Here is a 990-nt window from a genome sequence, read left to right as displayed (position 1 = left end):
GGCCGGGTCTCGCCCCGGCGGGCGACCTACTTTTCTTTGCTTCGCTGTATGGACCGGGGACCTGGGTAACAGGTGTGCGGGGACATAGTAAACACCTTGGGCGCTCAGTTTGAGGTGGCGGGATTGCGCAGATCCAGCCGCATGAAGCGGTGATGGCAGAAGAAGGCGTCGAAGCAGCCATCTGTCTTGGGGTCCGGCCGCATCGCCACGGGCAGCCTGTGCAAGGCACTGGACAGGCGCAGCTTGCGCCCCTGGAAGTGCACCCAGCCGTTCCAGCCCACCGTCAGCACCCGGTCATCAGGGCCATATTCGATCGGCGCCAGCACGGCAGGCAGGGCCCGAGGGCTCACCTGATAGCGCGCTGCGGGTGTTTGCATGCCCAGCGCCTCGTGCGGGCGCTCGTGGTTGTACACGCCGCGCCAGTGCTCGAACGCGTCCTGGGCCTGAGCCAGGTCCAAGAAGCTGCGCCCATTGAGCACCTCGGCCTTGAGCGAACGGTGGAAGCGCTCCAATTTGCCGTTGGTCTGCGGGTGGTAGGGCGCGCTGTGGCTGATGCGAATGCCCAAGCGAATGAGCCACACGCTGAGTGCCGACAGCCCGTGCTCGGCCTTGGCGGGGCTGCCCCAAGGGGCGCCGTTGTCGGCGTTGATGCGTACGGGCAAGCCGTAGCGCAGGAACACCCGCTGCAGATGATCCTGCACGCGGGCAGTGTTCGTCTGGGAGCACGCGGCGATCGTCAGGTTGAAGCGCGAGTGGTCGTCAATCACCGTCAGCGGATGGCAGCGCCCCGCGCCCGTCTCGAAGTGGCCCTTGAAATCGATTTGCCACAGGGCATTGGGCAGCTCGTGCTCGAAACGCTGCCAATGCTCGGCCGCCTGGCTGGCTTCAGGGGTGATCAGTCCGTGGCGATGCAGGATGCCGGTGATGGTGCTGGGTGCGGGCACGCCGCTGAAGCCCAGATCGCTCAGGCGCTGGGCGATCTTGCGGCCA

At 66.1% G+C, this 990-nt stretch carries 1 protein-coding gene; it reads right to left on the bottom strand.

Translation table 11 applies throughout. From position 1 onward, the window contains the following. Positions 1 to 104: 104 nt before the first annotated feature. A partial coding sequence (locus AC1DSC_RS32645; RefSeq protein ID WP_478132096.1) for an integrase core domain-containing protein occupies positions 105 to 990 on the bottom strand: 886 nt, incomplete at its 5' end.

This window comes from Variovorax sp. 01N425 (genome assembly GCF_056399465.1).
This window is presented reverse-complemented; position numbering and strand designations above follow the sequence as displayed.